This is a genomic window from Streptomyces sp. NPDC021212 (assembly GCF_044332925.1).
In the GTDB taxonomy this organism is placed as follows: Bacteria; Actinomycetota; Actinomycetes; order Streptomycetales; family Streptomycetaceae; genus Streptomyces.
In genome coordinates this window covers 47,273-63,476 of the sequence record NZ_JBIRPZ010000016.1, presented here as the reverse complement: position 1 = coordinate 63,476, position 16,204 = coordinate 47,273, and the positions used below count along the sequence as shown (strand labels likewise).

Genomic DNA, 16,204 nt, shown 5'->3' with positions numbered 1-16,204 from the left:
CCGCACCCGATCCGGCCTCGGGCGCACCTTGTTACGTCCCATTCTGCGGGATGGCGACTCGGCGCATGGCCAGGAACGACCGTGGGTGGCGCGTAACGCACGCTACCTTGTCCGGCCGCGCCGCCCCCACCCCCGTCTCATGTCCGGCGTTCGTGGACGCACCCGCCGGATGGTCGTTTTCGCTGGCCAGAAGGGTGTTGTACGGGTGAGAGAACAAGGAGTCATGACCGGAAAGCCGTCGTAGGTCTCACGTTGCGGGCAGCTTGGCGGCACCATGGTCGGGTGGCAGGCATGCGGTTCCACGACGGCGGCCCGATCAGACGATCGGGCCGCCTGATCGGCCGCGCGCTCCACCTGCCGTTCACGGCGACCGGCCGCGGCATCCGGCGGGCCACGCACGCCCATGGGGCGGGCGAGTCCGGGCTCGGCAAGCTGATCGAGCTGCACGCGGTCAACTCGGCCGGCGACATGCTGATCACGGTCGCGCTCGCCTCGACGGTCTTCTTCTCGGTGCCGACGGACGAGGCGCGCGGCCGGGTCGCCCTCTATCTCACGATCACCCTGGCCCCGTTCGCCGTTCTCGCGCCCGTGGTCGGCCCGTTGCTGGACCGCGTGCCGCACGGCCGCCGCGCGGCGATGGCGGGTTCGATGCTCACTCGCGCGCTGCTCGCGCTGACCATGGCCGGCGCGGTGGTGGGCGGCGGCCTGGAGCTGTATCCGGCGGCGCTGGGCGTGCTGGTGTCGTCCAAGGCGTACGGGGTCGTCAGATCGGCCGTCGTACCGCGGCTGCTGCCGCCCCGCTTCTCGCTGGTCAAGGCGAACTCCCGGGTGACCCTGGCCGGGCTGCTGGCGACCGGGGCGGCGGCCCCGGTGGGCGCCGGGCTGCATCAGCTGGGGCCGGGCTGGCCGCTGTACGGGGCGTTCGCGATCTTCATGGCCGGGGCGTTCCTGTCCTTCACCCTGCCGCACAAGGTGGATTCGTCGAAGGGCGAGGCCAAGGCGCGGCTGACCTCGGGCGAGCACCACTTCGGGCACCGCGCGGCGGGGGATCGCGCGGTGGGGGATCGTGCGGCGGGGGCTCACGCGTCGGGGCCGAAGACCGTGCCCGCGGGGGCGGGGGCGCCCGAGGTGGTGACGGTCGCCGACCCGAGGCCGGGGGGCGGCACCCCGAATCCGGGCCGGGACGGCGGCCGGTTCGGCCGGTTCGGACGGTCCGGGACGTTCGGCCGGTGGTTCTCCGGAGGGTTCACCGGGCGCGGCAAGAAGCCCGGGCTGCGGACGGTCGGCCCGTCCGTCCTGCACGCCCTCCAGGCCTGCTCCTCGCTCAAGGCGCTGTCCGGATTCCTCACCCTCTACCTCGCCTTCCTGCTCCGCGAGCATCCGGTCGGCGGGCTGTCCCCCGAGTTCTCGCTCGGCCTGGTCGCGGTCGCGGCGGGCGGCGGCAACGCGCTGGGCACGGCGATCGGCGCCTGGCTGCGGGAGCGCGGCCCGGAGCTGATCATCGCCGTGGTGCTGACCTCGGCCCTGGGCGTGATCGTCTTCTCGGCGGTGCTGTACAGCGCGGTGACGGTCGCCGTGGTCGCCGCCACCGCGGGCGTCTCGCTGGCGCTGGGCAAGCTGTCGCTGGACGCGCTGATCCAGCGGGACGTGCCGGAAGAGGTCCGTACGTCGGCGTTCTCCCGCTCCGAGACCACCCTCCAGATGGCGTGGGTGGTCGGCGGCGCGGTGGGCATCTCGCTGCCCCTGAGCGGGGTGGTGGGCATGGCGGCGGCCGCGACGATGATCGCCCTGGGCGTGGCCGTGAGCGTACGGGGGCTGCTGTCCGCCGCCCGGCACAGCGCCGCGCACCCCCGGGTGGCGTGACCGGGCACCTTCCGCCGCCGCGTGACCGGGCACCGTGCCGCTGCGTGACCGGGCGTGGCGCGACCGGTGCCGCGATCCGCTACCCCGGCGCCGCGCGACCGGAAGCGCCCGATAGCCTGCCCGCATGACCGCTGCGCTGTTTTCCAGGGGCAAGGGCCGCAGGGCCACCACCGCCGCCTGCGCCGTTGCCCTCGGGCTCATCGCCCTCTCCGCCTGCGACAAGCCGACTCCGCTCGCGACGGTGACGGTCGGTTCGAGCACCGTGACGGCGGAGGCGGGCAAGGGCTGCTTCGGCGACGGAAAGAACCTCAGCTCCGGCACGTTCAAGAAGTGCCTGAGCGCCAAGCCCGACCACACCGTCAAGGTGGGCGCCGGGGACAAGGTGCGGATCGGGGTGGACCCGGAGATCGCCGATTCCAGCTGGGGCCTGATCGCCAACAACCCGGTCATGGCCGAGCCGAGCAAGGAGACGTACCGCAGCTTCGACAGCGACACGCTCTTCGCGCAGCAGAACCCGCAGACCGGGCAGACCACCATGTCGAAGAGCGTCACCATCACGGTCGCCCAGCTCGGCGACGGCTCCCAGGGCGTGAAGGGCATCTGGCGCTTCAAGCTGGAACGGGACAGCTGACGCCGCGTAGGCAGGTTCGCTTGATCCGCTCGGTCCGCGGCACGATAGCCGGGAGGCGCTGATGCGCGTACTGATCGTCACCGCCGTCCCCGCGGAGCGCGACGCCGTCGTCCGCGGATGCGCTGCGGCCGACGTCGCCGATGTGGTTGAGGTCGCCGTGCCCGGCGGGGTGCTGCACCGGCTGCGGTTGGGCTGCACCGTCGATGTGCTGGCCGCCGGGGTCGGCCCGGCCGCCGCGGCGGCCGGTACCGCCACCGCGCTGACCGTCGCCGCCGCCCAAGGGGCCCCGTACGACCTTGCCGTATCGGCCGGTATCGGCGGCGGCTTCGCGCCCCACGCCCCGCTGGGCTCCGTCGTGGTCGCCGAGGCCGTCGTCGCCGCCGACCTGGGCGCCGAAACCCCCGACGGCTTCGCCCCCGTCACCGACCTCGGCTTCGGAACCGTCGAACACCGGCCGCCGCCCGCGCTCGTCGCCGCCGTCGCCGGGGCGATCGGGACTACTGGGGCGATCGGGGCTGTTGTACGCGGCACCGTGCTCACCGTATCGACCGTGACCGGCAGCGCCGAGCGGGCCGCCGCGCTGCTGCGGCGCCATCCGCGCGCCGTCGCCGAGGCGATGGAGGGCTTCGGGGTGGCCGAGGCTGCCGCCGCCCAGTCCGTTCCCGTACTGGAGATGCGGGCCGTCTCCAACGCGGTCGGCCCGCGCGACCGGGCGGCCTGGCGCATCGGCGAGGCGCTGGACGCCCTGGCGGAGGCGTTCACACGCGCCGTACCCGCCGTAGCCACCGCCCTCGCGGCCCCGACTCCGGGCGCGGCCCCTGACCCCGATCTGGAAGGAAGCCAGCATTGAACCCTCCCCCAGCTGAAGCAGAGGGATCCCTCGCTCAGGAAGCCTCGCAGGTCAGCGACCTGAAAGGTCTTACTCCCTCAGCACCAGCCGGGACGGAACCTGCCCGGTTGCCCGAAAGCATTGAGTCGCACTGGCTTGGTTCTCGCTCAGCGCGTTGTGCACGCTTGGTTCTCGCAACGCACGACACGCAGCTCACCCGACCGCGTGGGCGGTATTTCGCCCTAGAGGTGAAATGCCGTACCTTCCCCTACTCCGCAGGGGCTCGATTCCTCCCCCGCGTGAAGGCGGGGGCATCCTCGAAGGAGGCCAGGTGACTCCGTCGGCAGCCCAGCCGCTCACGATCGCCTACTCGCCCTGCCCGAACGACACCTTCGTCTTCGACGCCTGGGCCCACGGCCGGATCCCGGACGCGCCCGCGCTGGACGTCACGTTCGCCGACATCGACATCACCAACGGGATGGCCGAGCGCGGCGAGTCCGACCTGCTGAAGGTGTCGTACGCGGTGCTGCCCTGGGTGCTGGACGAGTACGCGCTGCTGCCCTGCGGCGGGGCGCTCGGGCGCGGCTGCGGCCCGCTGGTGCTCACCAGGGAGCCGGGCGCGGCGAAGGACCTCGCGGGGAAGACGGTCGCGGTGCCGAGCGAGCGTTCGACCGCGTATCTGCTGTTCCGGCTGTGGGCCGCCGCCGAGGTGCCGGGCGGGGTCGGGGAGATCCGGGTGCTGCCGTTCCACGAGATCATGCCCGCGGTACGGGACGGCCTGGTCGACGCCGGACTCGTCATCCACGAAGCCCGGTTCACCTATCAGAATTACGGCCTGCACCGCCTCGCCGACATGGGCGAGCACTGGGAGCTGACCACCGGACTGCCCATCCCGCTCGGCGCGATCATCGCCAAGCGCTCGCTGGGCGCGGAGCGGCTGCGCGAGCTGGCCGCGACCGTCCGTACGTCGGTCCGGATGGCCTGGGACGACCCGGAGGCGTCGCGTCCGTATGTCCTGGAGCACGCCCAGGAGATGGACCCGCGCGTCGCGGACCAGCACATCGGGCTGTACGTGAACGAGTTCACCGCGGATCTGGGCGAGGACGGCTACGCGGCGGTGCGCGGACTGCTCACGCGCGCGGCAGCCGAGGGACTGGTACCGCCCCTCGGCCCGGACGCACTGGAATTCGCCTAATTCCGTTCGCTTTTACGTTCGTTTACGGCTCGAATGAGAGCATACCGGCGCGGGTTGCGACTCATACATCGAGCCTCATACATCGAGTTGGTCGGCCACTGCGCGCAGCATCCCCGCGATCTTGTGGCCGTGCGCCTTGTCGGGATAACGGCCGCGCTCCAGCTGCTGCGTCACGCTCTCCAGCAGAGTGGTCAAATCCTGGACGATCGACGCCAGCTCGTCCGGCTTACGCCGCTGCGCGGCCGCAACGGACGGCGCCGGATCGAGAAGCGTCACCGAAAGCGCCTGGTCACCGCGGTTTCCCGCGACGACACCGAATTCAACGCGCTGCCCCGGCTTCAGCGAATCCACGCCTTCCGGGAGCACCGACGAGTGCACGAAGACGTCACCGCCGTCATCGCGGGAGAGAAAGCCAAAGCCCTTCTCACTGTTGAACCACTTGACCTTGCCGGTAGGCACGTCTGTCCTCGTCCTCGTCGCTCGTCGGAAAACACGGAAAAAAGCTCTGGATAGCACTACAGCGGGTCGTAAGACCCGCCACCACCAAGGCTAATGGTCCCGAGCCTGGTGACAAGACGTACCCGGGTGGTTCCGGGTGGTTGGCATGCGCGCTCTGGCACCGATCTACCCTGGAGCGGTGAGCAACGAAACCCCGCACGGTGGAACCGGTGGAACCAGCGAAACGGCCCCCGGCGACCGCCTCGTACGCATCGGCGTGATCGTCTTCGCCGTCGGCGCGGTCGCCACCCTCGCGACCGTCGCGCCCCTGTTCCTGGGCGCCGATCCGCTGCCGTCGGTGGCGTACTTCGTCTGCATGCTGATGGGCGTCGGCTTCGCGCTCGCGGCGGCGGGGATGCTGCGGTCGATCGCGGCGCAGCGGCGCGAGGCCGCACGGGTCGCACGGGTCGCGCAGAACAAGTCGTAACGGGGCATACCCCGGCGCGGGGTTACGCCGCGGTGTGGCCCTCCAGCCACGCCGGGAACGCGGTGAGGTCGTCGAGCACGACGTCCGCCCCCGCCCCGCGCAGTTCGCCCGCGGCGCACGGCCCCGTGGCGACCGCAACCGACAGCGCCTCCGCCGTCCGCGCGCCCCGTACGTCGCCGGTGTGGTCCCCGACGTACACCGACGCCCCGTACTCGCGCAGCGCCTCCGCCTTGGCCTCCGCCCACAGCCAGCCGATGACCGCGTCCGCCTCGATGCCCAGGTGGCTCAGGTGCAGCTTGGCGTTCGGCTCGTGCTTCGCCGTGACGACGATGGCGCGCCCGCCGGCCCGCCGCACCGCCGCTATCGCCTCCCGGGCGCCGCGCATGGCGAGCGTCGGGGCGATCGCGAACTCCGGGTACAGCGACCGGTACAGATCGCCCATCTCCTCGATCCGCTCGTCCGGGAACCAGTGCGCCAGCTCCTGCTCCAGCGGCGGGCCGAGCCGGGTGATGGCGAGTTCGGAGTCGATGGGGGTTCCGGTGCGGGCGGACAGCTCCTCGTAGGCGGCCTTGATGCCGGGGCGGGAGTCGATGAGGGTCATGTCGAGGTCGAAGCCGACGGTGAGGGGGGAAGTGCTCGGTGCAGCCATGCCCGTCATTGTGCCTGGCCCATGCATACACTTAGCGTCGCCTTACCTGCGCCGACCCCACGCACGAGAGCCGAACGCGAGAACGATCGAACGGAAGCGATGTCTGAAGACCGGACCAGCAGCCGAAGTCCCAGAGCCGCACTGGTCCGGCGCCGCGTCGGCTGGACGGCCGCGGCCGTCGTCGCCCTCCTCCTCGCCGTGCTGCTCAGCCTCGCCCTCGGCAGCCGCCAGATCGCGCCGAGCCAGGTCCTGGACGCGCTGCTGCACGGGGGCACGAGCGACGCCGCCGACATCGTGCGGTCGCTGCGGCTGCCGCGTACCGTCGTCGGCCTGATGGTCGGCGCGGCGCTCGCCATGGCGGGCACCGTGATGCAGGGCGTCACCCGCAATCCGATCGCCGACCCCGGCGTGCTCGGCATCAGCCAGGGCGCCTCGGTGGGGGTCGTGCTCGCGATCGCCTTCGCCGGGGTGCACACGCTCACCGGGTACGTATGGTTCGCCTTCGCGGGCGCGGGCCTCGCCTCGGTCGCCGTCTACGCCATCGCCTCCGGCGGGCGGGGCGGCGCGAGCCCGGTCAAGCTCGCGCTCGCCGGCGCCGCCGTCAACGCCCTGCTGGTGTCCGTCACCTCGGGCGTGCTGACGACGAAGGCCGCGGCGCTGGACGAGTTCCGGTTCTGGCAGATCGGCTCGCTCGCGGGGCGCGACGCCGAGATTGTCGGCCAGATCTGGCCGTTCCTGCTGGTGGGAACGGTGCTGGTGGCCGCGGTCGCCCGCGGTCTTGACGCGCTGGCGCTCGGCGAGGACGTCGCGAAGGGGCTCGGCCAGAACATCGCCGTCGTACGCGTCCTCGCGGGCCTCGGCGCGACGGTCCTCACGGGCGTGGGCGTCGCCGCCGCGGGCCCGATCGCCTTCGTCGGCCTCGCGGTCCCGCACCTCGCGCGCGCGGTGGTGGGAACGGACCACCGCTGGGTCCTCCCGATGGCCGCCCTGATCGGCCCGGTCATGCTGCTGATAGCGGACGTGGTGGGCCGTCTCGTCTTCCCGCCGAGCGAGGTCCCGGCAGGCGTCATGACGGCCCTGATCGGCGTCCCGTTCCTGGTCACACTGGTGCGACGCAGGACGGTGACGGCATGAGCCCGGTCAGCGGCACCCCTGGCGGCAGCACCGGCGGCAGCACCGGCGGCAGCACCGAGACCATCGCCGACGGGACCGGCGAGAGTGCCGTCTTCGTGCCACGGCCGTCCGCCCGCCCTGTCGGCTACGGCCTCCTCCGCACCGGCCGCCGCGCCTCGTTCCTGCTGCACCGCCGCGCGACCGTCGTCGCCCTCGCGCTGACCACCGCCACGGCGGCCGTGTGCGTCGCGTACCTCTGCCTCGGCGAAAGCCTCATCGCCCCCGCCGACGCCGTGAAGGCCCTCCTGCACACCCAGTACGGCATCGGACAGCCCACCCCGAACGACCTCGTCGTCGGCACCCTCCGTCTCCCCCGTATGACCCTCGGCCTCCTGGTCGGCGCCGCCTTCGGCATCGCGGGCGCGCTCATCCAGACCGTGGCCCGCAACCCGCTCGCCAGCCCCGACATCATCGGCGTGACGCAGGGCGCGAGCGCGGTCACCGTCGGGGCGATGACGTACGGCGTGACGGCCTTCGGCGTGCTGCCGTACGTCTCCGTCGCGGGCGGCCTGGCGGCCGCCGCCCTCGTCTACGTCTTCGCCTGGCGCGGCGGCCTCCAGGCCACCCGCTTCGTCCTCATCGGCATCGGGTTCGCCGTCGCGCTCCGCTCCATCACCCAGCTCTTCCTCACCAAGGGCGACTACCTCGTCGCCCAGCAGGCCAAGGTGTGGATGACCGGTTCCCTCAACGGGCGCGGCTGGGACGAGGCCACCCCGCTCGGCTGGGCGCTGCTGTTCCTGCTGCCCGCCGTCCTGTGGGCGGCGCGGGCGCAGCGCACCGTCTCGATGGACGACGACACGGCGACCGCGCTCGGCGTACGGCTCGGACGGGTACGGCTCGGGCTCGCCACCCTCGGCATCGTCCTCGCCGCGATGGCGACGGGCGCGGCGGGCCCGGTCGACTTCGTGGCGCTGCTCGCCCCGCAGATCGCCCGCCGCATGACCCGTACCGCGCAGATCCCGCTCCTGTGCTCGGCGCTGACCGGCGCGTTCATCGTCGTCGCCGCCGATCTGCTGGCGCGCAAGCTGTTCGCGCCGACCGAACTGCCGGTGGGGGTGCTGACCGCCGCGGTCGGCGCCCCGTATCTGATCCACCTGCTGCTGACGTCCGGGGGACGCGGCCGCAGCAGCCGCAACGGAGGCACCACGGCATGACCGCATCACCATCCGCGTCCGGGGCCGGGGCCGCACACGGGTCCAGGCTCGCCGCCCGCGAGCTGACCCTCGCCTACGAGGACCGGACCGTCGTGGACGGCCTCGACCTGGTGATACCCGACGGCGAGGTCACGGTCATCGTCGGCCCCAACGCCTGCGGCAAGTCCACCCTGCTGCGCGCCCTCGGCCGCCTCCTCAAGCCGCGCGGCGGCGCCGTCCTCCTCGACGGGACGGACCTCGCCCGCATCCCCACCAAGAAGATCGCCCAGTCCGTGGGGCTCCTCCCGCAGACCCCGGTCGCGCCCGACGCGATCACCGTCGCCGACCTCGTCTCCCGCGGCCGCCAGCCGCATCAGCACTGGTGGCAGCAGTGGTCCGACGAGGACGAACGCGCGGTCGGCGACGCGATGGAGCGTACGGACGTGACGGCGCTCGCCGGCCGGCTGGTGGACGAGCTGTCCGGCGGCCAGCGGCAGCGCGTCTGGATCGCGATGGCGCTCGCGCAGGAGACCGGCCTTCTGCTGCTGGACGAGCCGACGACCTACCTGGACATCTCCCACCAGGTGGAGGTGCTGGACCTGGTCCGCCAGCTCAACCACGAGCGCGGCCGTACGGTGGTGGCCGTCCTGCACGACCTCAACCAGGCGGCGCGGTACGCGGACCACCTGATCGCGATGAAGGCGGGACGGATCGTCGCGCGCGGGCGCCCGTCGGAGGTGGTCACGGCGGAACTGGTGCACGAGGTGTTCGGGCTGGAGTCGGTCGTCGTACCGGACCCGGTGACGGGCAGCCCCCTCGTCGTCCCGGGCGCGCCCTGGCAGGCGGAACGAGCGGTGGAGAACGCGTCCGTGAAGGCGGAGCGCGACTAGGCCCTGGCGGGGTTCAGCCGCGGCGGCGCGCCCGCCACACCAGGAAGAGCACCGTGGCGACGGCCGCGCCGCGCACGACCACCGGCCAGGTCTCGGTGAGCACGTCCTTCATCCCGTTCTCCGGGATCCGGTCGCCCCACTTGCCGGTGGTCCGGCCCCACAGCCAGACCATCGCCCCGGCCGCCACCAGGCCGGGCATGCCCATCACCGCCCACTTCGCCTCGGCGCGGGACAGCTTGCCGGTGCTGTACGTGAGCACCCAGCCGAAGCCGAGCAGGACGATGTTGCCCATCACGGCGCCCGCGACGAGCAGCACGATCGCGAGCAGCAGCACCGGGCTGAGCCCCGCCGCCCAACCGGCCCGGGCGCCCGCCGTGCCCTTGTCGCCCTCCGCGCCCGCGGACTTGCCGGAGCCGAGCAGTGCGCGGCGCAGCAGGCCACGCCGACGCGCTCCCTTTCCGCCGGTGTCCGCTTCGACCGCTCCGGCGGCTTCGGCCTCGGCCGCCTCCTCCTCCGCCGCCCGCTTCTCGGCGTCCCGCTTCTCTTGCCGCTCCTGCTCGACCGTCTTGCCGTTGCCGAGCAGTTCGGGCAGCTCGATGCCGCCGACGAAGCCCTCGACGAAGCCGAGCCGGCCGTCCGGATGCTCGGGCTGGGCGAACGGGCCCGGCTCCACGTGCCACCAGTCGGGGTTGGACTCGCCCGGGCCCAGCTCGTCCTGGCCCGCCAGATGCGGCGGGGACGCGGCGGCGGACGAGCGAGGTCCAGGAGTCCTGGGCGTCTCGGGCGCCTCCGGTACGGGCGTGTGTTTGGCGAGGGAGAGCGGGGGGTCACCGCCCGTGCCGTTGGGGTCGCGCGGCAAGGGCACCTTGTTGCTGAGCCCGGTGCGCTCGGCGAGCCCGGCCAGCTTGTCGCGGGCCGCCCGGGCCGCGCCCGACGTACGGGTACTCTCCCCGGTGCCGTCGGCCCCGCTGGAGCCGCCGGACCCGCCGGACCCGCCCGGCGCGTCATCCCCGCCGGACGGCCGACCGCCCGCCGCGGCGACCACCTCGGCGGGCGTGCCCAGCTTGGCCAGAATGCGCTTCACCCCGGCCGGGCTGTCCGTACCGCCCGTCGACCGGCGATGGTCGATGTCGGCCCGCAGCCCGGACACCAGCCGCATCCGTTCACCGGACGGCAGACCCTGCTGCTGAGCCAGGTCCCCGACGCGGCTCAGATAGTCGTAGACGAGCTTTTCGCTCTCGATCCCCACCAAGACCCCTGAGAATGCGCATGGTCGGCGTGTCGGACGGCACCGACGGTACCGTGCGGAGGCTGGATTCCGCCGCACCCCCGGGCGCTCGGCACCCCCGGGTACTGTGGATCGAATGAGCAGCTCGCGTAATCGGGAGGCATGCGTGACCGCAGGGACCGGCCCAGACGCCAGCGGCCGCGCGGCACCCCGCACGCTGGCCGAGGAGCTGCGCACGCGCCCCGACGCGGCCCTCACCGCCCTGCTGCGCGCCCGCCCCGACCTGCTGTCCCCCGTCCCGGGCGACCTCACCCAGCTCGCCACCCGGGCGGGCACCCGCGCCTCGGTCGTACGGGCGGTGGAACGGCTCGACCGCTTCGCCCTCCAGACCGCCGAGGCCCTGGCGGTCGCGCCGGACCCGTGCCCGTACGAGACGTTGAGCGCCCTGATGACGGGGGACGCCCCCGCCGCCGCTCAGGACACCGACCACGGCGACGACCAGGACACCGACCGGGGCACGCGCGCCTCCGTCGTCCCCACGGCTGACGCCCTCGCGACCGACGCCTCGACCGACGCCTTGACCGACGCGTCGACCGACGCCGCCGCGCTCCGCGAACGGGTCGCCGCCGAGCTGCCGCGCGCCGTCGCCACGCTGCGCGCGCAGGCGCTGGTCTGGGGCGGGGACGACCGGCTGCGGCTCGTCCGTACCGCGCGGGAGCTGCTGGCGCCCTCGCCCACCTCGGCGTCCCCGACCGGGCTCGGGCCCACCGTGCACGAGGCCACGACGGGGATGTCGCCGGGGCGGTTGCAGGAGCTGCTGGCGGCGGCCGGGCTGTCGGCCACCCACGATCCGGTGACGGCCGTCGCCGCGTTGACCGAGCTGTTCAACGACCGCGACCGGATGGCGGCGCTGCTCGCCGGGGCGCCCGACGGCGCGGCCGCCGTGCTCGCCAAGCTGACCTGGGGGCCGCCGTACGGGGAGGTGTCCGTCGCCTCCCCCACGCCGCCCGTCGCCTGGCTGCTGGACCGCGGTCTGCTGCTGCCGTCCGGGCCGCGCAACGTCGTCCTCCCCCGCGAGGTCGCCCTGCATCTGCGCGGCGGCCGTGCCCACCGGGCGCCCGAGCCGGTGGCCCCGCCGCTGGCGTTCACCGCGCAGCACGATCCACAGGCTGTGGACAAAGCGGCGGCCGGGCAGGCGTTCACGGCCCTGGCCACCATCGAGGAGCTGCTGGGGGAATGGGAGAGCGCCGGGCCACCCGTGCTGCGCGCGGGCGGGCTGAGCGTGCGCGACCTCAAGCGGACCGCCGTCGCGCTCGACGTCTCCGAGCCGGTGGCCGCCTTCTGGATCGAGCTGGCGTACGCGGCCGGGCTGATGGCCTCCGACGGCGAGACCGACGAGCGGTACGCACCCACCCCCGCCTACGACGACTGGCTGCGGCTGCCCACCGAGGAGCGCTGGGCCGCGCTCGCCACCGCCTGGCTCGCCGCGACCCGTACGTCGGGCCTGGTCGGCGGCCGTGACAACCGGGGCCGCACGCTCTCCGCCCTCGGCCCCGACCTGGACCGCTCCCCGGCCCCCGAGGTCCGCCGCCGCGTCCTCGAACTCCTCGCCACCCTCCCGCCCGGCGCCGCACCCGACCCCGACACCCTGCTGACCCGCCTCCGGTGGGAACGCCCGGCCCACCGAGGCCCCATGGGAGCAGCGGACTCCGAAGGGGCCAGGAGGGACGACCTGCGGTCACGGCTGGCGCGCTGGACCCTCGGCGAGGCCGAACTGCTCGGCATCACGGGCCGCGCCGCGCTCTCGGCCCACGGCCGCGCGCTCCTGGGCCCGGCGGCAAGCGCGGCGGCCAGGGCGACAGCCGGAGCTACGACCAGTGCCACGACCAGTGCTGCGGAGTCGGCCGAGGCGTTCGCCGAGGCCGCCACGACACCCACCGAGGCCGCCGTGCTCGCCGCCGAGGCCGGACGGCTCCTCGCCCCGCTCCTCCCCGAACCCCTCGACCACGTACTCCTCCAGGCCGACCTGACCGCCGTCGCCCCCGGCCCGCTGGAACGGCCGCTCGCCGAAGCGCTCGGGATCCTCGCCGAGGTCGAGTCCAAGGGCGGCGCGACCGTCTACCGCTTCACCCCCGCCTCCGTACGCCGCGCGCTCGACGCCGGGCAGGCCGCCGACGACCTGCACACCTTCCTCGCCGCGCACTCCCGCACCCCGGTTCCGCAGCCCCTCACGTACCTGATCGACGACATCGCCCGTAAGCACGGCCACCTCCGCATCGGCGCGGCCTCCGCCTATCTGCGCTGCGACGACGAGACCCTGCTCGCCGAGATCCTCGCCGACCGCCGCTCCGCGGGGCTGCGCCTGCGCCGTCTCGCCCCCACCGTGCTGGCCGCCCAGGCGCCGCCGGACGCGCTGCTGGAGGGCCTGCGCGCCATGGGATACGCACCGGCCGCCGAATCCGCCGAGGGCGACGTCCTGATCACCCGGGCCGAGGCCCAGCGCACCCCGCCCCGCACACCCCCCGCGCCGGTCCCGGACGGCCCGCCCGTTCCCGACGCCACCCTGCTGGGCGCGGCGGTACGTGCCATCCGCGCCGGCGACCTCGCCGCGACCGCGCCCCACAAGCCCCCGGCCACCGCCACCGGGGCCGCCACCGGGGGAGCCACCGCCGTCGCCGCAACCGGCGACCGTCTCCCCCGCACCACGTCCGCCGACACCCTCGCCACCATGCAGGCCGCGGCCCTCACCGGCTCCGCCGTCTGGATCGGCTACGTCAACGCCGACGGCGCCGCCAGCCAGCGCGTCATCGCCCCGGTCCGCGTCGAGGGCGGCTACGTCACCGCGTACGACCACACCGCCGACGAGATCCGCACGTACCCCCTCCACCGCATCACGGGCGTCGCGGAACTTGCCGACGAGGCGGGCTGAGCGACCCGTCCTGGGCGGCTCAGGTGGCTCAGGCGGAACTGCTCCGCCGCTGCCACCAGTGGTGGCGCCGCGGGTGGAGGGCATGCCCGAGGCGGCGGCCGATCAGGACGTAGCCGAGCAGGGCGCCCGACGTGTTCAGGATGACGTCGTCGATGTCGAAGGCCCGGCCCTCGACGATCGCGCCCTGGGCGACCTCGACCAGCACCATCACCAGCGACGTCACCAGCACCACCCGCACCGCGCCCCGCGCCTTCGGCACGAGCATCGGCAGCAGCACTCCGAAGGGCGCGCCGAGCAGCACATTGCCGCCGATCTGCTTCACCGTGTCCCGGATGGCGGGCTGGTCGATGTAGGCACGCAGGGAATCGCCCGGGCGCAGGTTGGTGTGCACGAGAGCGCTGGATCCCGGCTGCGGCACGAGCGTGGCCTTGGCGAGCGCCGCCGCGAACCCGACCATGCAGACGAACGCCAGCAGCAGCACCAGCACCCGCCCGGCGCGGGAGCCGAACGAATCCCGTTGCAGGGGCGGAGACCCGGAGGGCTCCGCGGGCGCCGCGGGCGCGGGTGAGCCCTGCGGTTTCCGGGCGGCCGCCGCCTTCGCGGCCACCGCGCCGGCCGCCTTCCGCGCCGCACCGGTCTTCTTGGCCGCCACGCCGGACGGCTTCTTCCTCGCCGACCCGGCCACCGGCTTCTTGGCCGCGCCGGCCGTCTTCGCCCGCCCGGACGCCGACGACCCGGCCTTCCCCTTCGCCGCGCTCGCCGTACTCTTCGCGCCCGTCGTGCCCTTCGTGCTCTTCCCGCCCGTCGTGCCCTTCGTGCCCTTCGCGCTCTTCGGCGGCGCCTTCTTCGCCGACGCGCCCTTCACCGTCCGCCGGATCTCCCACCCAGCGATGCTGAACACAGGGACCTACCTCCCAGCCTCGTTCCGGCCCTCCTTGTGTCCCCGCTTGCCCCTCGCCGTGCGGAGTATCCCTGTGGCCCTCCGCCACGCCCGGCCGATGAGGGACACTGGGTCTTTGGCCCCCAGCCGGTGTGGCCGAGGTCGGCAGTACGAAAGGACTCAGGCGCGTGAACGGACCGCTCATCGTCCAGAGCGACAAGACGCTCCTGCTCGAGGTCGACCACGAGCAGGCGGAAGCGTGCCGCCGCGCCATCGCTCCCTTCGCCGAGCTGGAGCGCGCCCCCGAGCACATCCACACCTACCGGGTGACCCCGCTCGGCCTGTGGAACGCGCGCGCCGCCGGGCATGACGCCGAGCAGGTCGTGGACGCGCTCGTGGAGTTCTCGCGCTACCCCGTACCGCACGCCCTGCTGGTCGACGTCGCCGAGACGATGGCCCGCTACGGGCGGCTGCGCCTCCTCAAGCACCCCACGCACGGGCTGGTCCTGGAGACCAGCGACCGTCCCGTGCTGGAGGAGATCCTGCGGTCGAAGCGGGTCCAGCCGCTGGTCGGGGCCCGTATCGACCCGGACACGGTCGTCGTCCACCCCTCCGAGCGCGGCCAGATCAAGCAGACGCTGCTCAAGCTGGGCTGGCCCGCCGAGGACCTGGCCGGTTACGTGGACGGCGAGGCGCATGCCATCGACCTGCACGAGGACGGCTGGGCGCTGCGCCCGTACCAGAAGCAGGCCGTCGAGGGGTTCTGGCACGGCGGCTCGGGCGTCGTCGTCCTGCCCTGCGGGGCCGGAAAGACGCTGGTCGGGGCGGGTGCGATGGCCACCGCGAAGTCGACCACGCTGATCCTGGTCACCAACACCGTCTCGGCCCGCCAGTGGAAGCACGAGCTGGTGCGCCGCACCTCCCTCACCGAGGAGGAGATCGGCGAGTACAGCGGTACGCGGAAGGAGATCCGCCCGATCACCATCGCCACGTACCAGGTGCTCACCACCAAGCGGAAGGGCATCTACCCGCACCTGGAGCTGTTCGACTCCCGCGACTGGGGCCTGATCATCTACGACGAGGTGCATCTGCTGCCCGCGCCGGTCTTCAAGTTCACGGCGGACCTCCAGGCCCGCCGCCGCCTCGGCCTGACCGCCACGCTCGTACGGGAGGACGGCCGCGAGTCCGACGTCTTCTCGCTCATCGGCCCCAAGCGCTTCGACGCGCCCTGGAAAGAGATCGAGGCGCAGGGCTACATCGCGCCCGCCGACTGCGTCGAGGTCCGCGTCAACCTCACCGAGACCGAGCGGCTGGCGTACGCGACCGCCGAGACCGAGGAGAAGTACCGCTACTGCGCCACCACCGCCTCCAAGCAGCGGATCACCGAGGCGCTGGTGGCCAAGCACAAGGGGCAGCAGACGCTGGTCATCGGCCAGTACATCGACCAGCTGGACGAGCTGGGCGAGCATCTGGACGCGCCCGTCATCAAGGGCGAGACGACCAACGCGCAGCGCGAGAAGCTGTTCGACGCCTTCCGGGAGGGCGAGCTGTCCGTCCTCGTCGTCTCGAAGGTCGCCAACTTCTCCATCGACCTCCCCGAGGCCACCGTCGCCATCCAGGTCTCCGGCACGTTCGGATCGCGGCAGGAGGAGGCCCAGCGGCTCGGCCGGGTGCTGCGGCCGAAGGCCGACGGCCACCCCGCGGTCTTCTACTCGGTCGTGGCGCGCGACACCATCGACCAGGACTTCGCGGCGCACCGCCAGCGATTCCTGGCCGAGCAGGGGTACGCGTACCGGATCGTGGACGCGAGCGCGCTGCTCGCGGACGAGGACGTCTGACGCCGGCCCGGACCCCGGCCAACTCCACCTGAACAGGGCAC

General features: G+C 73.3%; 14 protein-coding genes. 10 read left to right on the top strand and 4 right to left on the bottom strand.

What is annotated here, in order from left to right; all coding sequences use genetic code 11:
- Positions 1-282 precede the first annotated feature (282 nt).
- The 4 genes from ACH4SI_RS34575 to ACH4SI_RS34560 all read left to right on the top strand — a co-directional run bounded on the left by ACH4SI_RS34575 (position 283) and on the right by ACH4SI_RS34560 (position 4,518).
- Entirely contained in the window at positions 283-1,863 is a 1,581-nt protein-coding gene (locus tag ACH4SI_RS34575; protein WP_398302824.1) for an MFS transporter, read from the top strand.
- Between the two features lie 124 nt (positions 1,864-1,987).
- On the top strand, positions 1,988-2,494 hold the full coding sequence (locus tag ACH4SI_RS34570) for a hypothetical protein (RefSeq protein ID WP_398302822.1): 507 nt from the start codon (positions 1,988-1,990) through the stop codon (positions 2,492-2,494).
- A 61-nt stretch (positions 2,495-2,555) separates the two neighbouring features.
- A complete protein-coding gene (locus ACH4SI_RS34565; protein WP_398302820.1) occupies positions 2,556-3,344 on the top strand; it encodes a futalosine hydrolase in 789 nt (262 codons plus the stop codon).
- 310 nt (positions 3,345-3,654) lie between these two features.
- Positions 3,655-4,518 carry a 1,4-dihydroxy-6-naphthoate synthase gene (locus tag ACH4SI_RS34560; protein ID WP_398302818.1) on the top strand — a complete coding sequence of 288 codons (864 nt, stop codon included), beginning with the start codon at positions 3,655-3,657 and terminating at the stop codon, positions 4,516-4,518.
- A gap of 75 nt (positions 4,519-4,593) precedes the next feature.
- Here the strand turns inward: ACH4SI_RS34560 and ACH4SI_RS34555 are convergent, their stop codons facing one another.
- Positions 4,594-4,977 carry a cold-shock protein gene (locus ACH4SI_RS34555; RefSeq protein ID WP_398302816.1) on the bottom strand — a complete coding sequence of 128 codons (384 nt, stop codon included), beginning with the start codon at positions 4,975-4,977 and terminating at the stop codon, positions 4,594-4,596.
- 178 nt (positions 4,978-5,155) lie between these two features.
- On the opposite strand from ACH4SI_RS34555, the gene ACH4SI_RS34550 reads away from it, so the two are divergent.
- Positions 5,156-5,443 carry a hypothetical protein gene (locus tag ACH4SI_RS34550; protein WP_398302814.1) on the top strand — a complete coding sequence of 96 codons (288 nt, stop codon included), beginning with the start codon at positions 5,156-5,158 and terminating at the stop codon, positions 5,441-5,443.
- Positions 5,444-5,465: 22 nt separating this feature from the next.
- Here the strand turns inward: ACH4SI_RS34550 and ACH4SI_RS34545 are convergent, their stop codons facing one another.
- Complete coding sequence (locus ACH4SI_RS34545) at positions 5,466-6,101, bottom strand: HAD family hydrolase (protein WP_398302812.1); 636 nt, start codon at positions 6,099-6,101, stop codon at positions 5,466-5,468.
- Positions 6,102-6,191: 90 nt separating this feature from the next.
- Here ACH4SI_RS34545 and ACH4SI_RS34540 point away from each other — a divergent pair, with 90 nt between their 5' ends.
- The 3 genes from ACH4SI_RS34540 to ACH4SI_RS34530 are packed head-to-tail and all read left to right on the top strand — an operon-like array spanning position 6,192 to position 9,288.
- Positions 6,192-7,226, top strand: coding sequence for a FecCD family ABC transporter permease (locus tag ACH4SI_RS34540; protein WP_398302810.1), 1,035 nt, complete (start codon positions 6,192-6,194; stop codon positions 7,224-7,226).
- Complete coding sequence (locus ACH4SI_RS34535; RefSeq protein WP_398302808.1) at positions 7,223-8,419, top strand: FecCD family ABC transporter permease; 1,197 nt, start codon at positions 7,223-7,225, stop codon at positions 8,417-8,419. Before ACH4SI_RS34540 ends, ACH4SI_RS34535 begins: the two co-directional genes overlap by 4 nt.
- Positions 8,416-9,288, top strand: coding sequence for an ABC transporter ATP-binding protein (locus ACH4SI_RS34530; protein WP_398302806.1), 873 nt, complete (start codon positions 8,416-8,418; stop codon positions 9,286-9,288). The genes ACH4SI_RS34535 and ACH4SI_RS34530 overlap by 4 nt, the downstream gene beginning before the upstream one ends.
- 13 nt (positions 9,289-9,301) lie before the next feature.
- On the opposite strand, the gene ACH4SI_RS34525 is transcribed toward ACH4SI_RS34530, so the two are convergent.
- A complete protein-coding gene (locus tag ACH4SI_RS34525) occupies positions 9,302-10,537 on the bottom strand; it encodes a hypothetical protein (protein WP_398302804.1) in 1,236 nt (411 codons plus the stop codon).
- Between the two features lie 115 nt (positions 10,538-10,652).
- On the opposite strand from ACH4SI_RS34525, the gene ACH4SI_RS34520 reads away from it, so the two are divergent.
- Complete coding sequence (locus ACH4SI_RS34520; RefSeq protein ID WP_398302802.1) at positions 10,653-13,445, top strand: helicase-associated domain-containing protein; 2,793 nt, start codon at positions 10,653-10,655, stop codon at positions 13,443-13,445.
- A 28-nt stretch (positions 13,446-13,473) separates the two neighbouring features.
- Here the strand turns inward: ACH4SI_RS34520 and ACH4SI_RS34515 are convergent, their stop codons facing one another.
- The gene (locus ACH4SI_RS34515; RefSeq protein ID WP_398302800.1) at positions 13,474-14,346 is read right to left on the bottom strand and encodes a VanZ family protein; all 873 of its coding nucleotides are present in this window, start codon (positions 14,344-14,346) and stop codon (positions 13,474-13,476) included.
- A gap of 167 nt (positions 14,347-14,513) precedes the next feature.
- Here ACH4SI_RS34515 and ACH4SI_RS34510 point away from each other — a divergent pair, with 167 nt between their 5' ends.
- Positions 14,514-16,163, top strand: a complete 1,650-nt coding sequence (locus ACH4SI_RS34510) for a DNA repair helicase XPB (RefSeq protein ID WP_398302798.1) — start codon at positions 14,514-14,516, stop codon at positions 16,161-16,163.
- The last annotated feature ends 41 nt before the right edge of the window (positions 16,164-16,204 follow it).